At 69.0% G+C, this 2343-nt stretch carries 1 protein-coding gene and 1 pseudogene; both read right to left on the reverse strand.

What is annotated here, in order from left to right; all coding sequences use genetic code 11:
- Positions 1 to 331 (reverse strand): annotated as a pseudogene (locus tag ACWEBX_RS39260) (hypothetical protein); the annotation flags it as partial.
- Positions 332 to 702: 371 nt separating this feature from the next.
- Positions 703 to 2265, reverse strand: coding sequence for an MOSC domain-containing protein (locus tag ACWEBX_RS39265; RefSeq protein ID WP_451889489.1), 1563 nt, complete (start codon positions 2263 to 2265; stop codon positions 703 to 705).
- Positions 2266 to 2343 lie beyond the last annotated feature (78 nt).

Here is a 2343-nt window from a genome sequence, read left to right on the forward strand (position 1 = left end):
GTCGTAGGAGTCGAAGGGGTAGGGCTCGTCGAACTTCTCGTGGTAGCGGTCGAAGCAGGCGCGGGTGACGTCGAGGATCTCGTCGGCGTCGGCGTGCGCGCATCTGGTCGACTGATCCCCAGGAGCCGGCGAACAACTCGTAGGTGCGCCGGCCGAAGAGGAACGCCTCGGCGCGCTGGTAGGTCTGTGCGATGAACGCCCTGGTCTCGTCGTCACCCTTCCCCCGTGCCCATCCGCCGCGCTCGAATCCGTTCCTGCGGTCTTCCGTCGCACCGCCGTTTCCCTGCATCACTCCATCGATGGTGACCTGAGTCATGGTCGTCAGTTTCATGATCGCGGCTCCTTCGCCCCAGCGCCGCCTCCCTGTGGACGGTCGCACCCCTGCTACGAACGACACCGCCCCGATCCGACACCGCCTCCCGGACTTCTTTGAAAAAGGTTTCCGGGCCGCCGGCCGTCAGCGATCCGGCAGCTCCGCTCCGCACTGCCTTGTGCACGCCCAGTGGGGGGCGAGAAGCACGCCCAGCGCGGACGAGCCCTTGGACCGGATCGAGCACGAAGATCCACAAGGCCGACGGTGCTCACGCCCTGGGGCATGGACCCAGGGCGGCGCCCGAGCCGTGCTCCGTACTGTGAAGCGGTCACCCAAGCCACTCGGACAACGAGGTGCGCCCATGGATGGAGGGGTCGCTGCGCGCCCAGCTACAGGTCCAGGACGACTTCGTCGGCCGGGCTGCTGCAGCACAGGAGGACGGTGCCGGGCTCGGGTAGTTCGAGGGGTGGGGTGGTGTAGGTGGTGTCGCCTGCCATCAGGGGGGTGACGCAGGTGTGGCAGACGCCCGTGCGGCAGGACCAGCGGGTGGGGATGTCGCAGGCTTCGGCGAGCTCGAGGAGCGACGCGTGGGCGGGCGACCACGGGGTGGTGATGCCGCTGCGGGCGAAGGTGACGGAAGGGCCGGCGCCCAGTGGGCCGGGGGGTTGGTGGGGGCGCACGGTCGTACTGGGGGCGACGCCGGGATTGATGGCGGGGAGGGCGCTGAACTGCTCCGTGTGGATTCTCTCGGCCTGCAGGCCCCGCTCGCGCAGGAAACCGCCCATGGCGTCCATGAAGGCGGTCGGCCCGCAGACGTAGGCGTCGGCGTCGGCGGGAACACCCATGGCCGCGAGTGACTGGGCGGTCGGCCGTCCCTGGATGATGCGGGGCTCGTCGGACTGTGAGGTGGCCGCGGCGGTGTAGAAGACGTGCTCGTGAGCGTGCGGGAGATGGGTCAGCAGCGCGTGTGCCTCGTCGGCGAAGACGTGGGTGGCACGGTCGTGCGCGGTGTGGATCCACCAGAGGGGGCGCGGGTCTCGTGCCGCCGCGAGCTGGTGGAGCATGGCGAGTACCGGGGTGGCACCGATCCCTGCAGAGAGAAGCACGATCGGACGGGCGCCGGCTTCGAGTACGAACGTACCGCGGGGTGCGGCGATGTCCACGAGGTCCCCGGGGTGGAGTGCGCTGTGAATGTAGCCGCTGACCCTGCCATGGGGTTCGTGTTTCACGCTGATGCGGTAGGTGTCGGCTGTGGACGCGCTGGACAGGGAGTAGCTGCGCGCGGTGGGGGCGGCGTCGCCGATGGCGAGCCGGATGGAGAGGTACTGGCCCGGGCTGGCCTCGGGCAAGGGTGTGCCGTCGGTGGTGTTGAGGTAGATCGAGGAGACGGTGGGGGTCTCGGGGACGATGCGGGCGACGCGCATGGTCTTGAAGCCGGGCCAGGCGGGCTCCGCTCCGGGCTGCTGGGCGGCGGAGCGTTCGCCTGACCCCGGTTGTGGCTTCTGAGCCTCGGCGAGTTCTCGGAAGGACTGCTGCCATCCGGGACTCAGCGCGGGGATGTTCAGCGCTTTGCGCAGCTTCGCAGGGTCACGGTCGGGGAGGTACAGGAGTGCGTCGGTGTCGGCGACGCTCAGTTCTTCGGGGCCCTTGTGCGTCAGCGTGATCTCGTCGCCGGCCCGCACATGTCCCTCGGTGATCACCCGCAGGTAGAAGCCCGGCCTGTGGTGGGCCACCAGCAGGGAGGCCATGGTGGGTTCGCCCAGACGCATGCCGACGCGATAGCAGGTGACGCGTGGCTGGGTGACCTCGAACTCGGCCTCGCCGATGCGGTACCGGTCTCCGATGCACACCTCGTCGTCGGGCAGTCCGTCGACGGTGAAGTTCTCCCCGAACATTCCGAACGTCAGGTCGTCGCGACCGAACCGCTCCCGCCAATACTGATAGGACTGCACCCGCGTAGTCGACGGGGCCCTCGAAGCCGACCAGGCCGTACAGGACGTGACTGATCCGGTCGGCCAGGCTCGGGTCGC

The sequence above is a fragment of the Streptomyces sp. NPDC005070 genome (assembly GCF_053600395.1).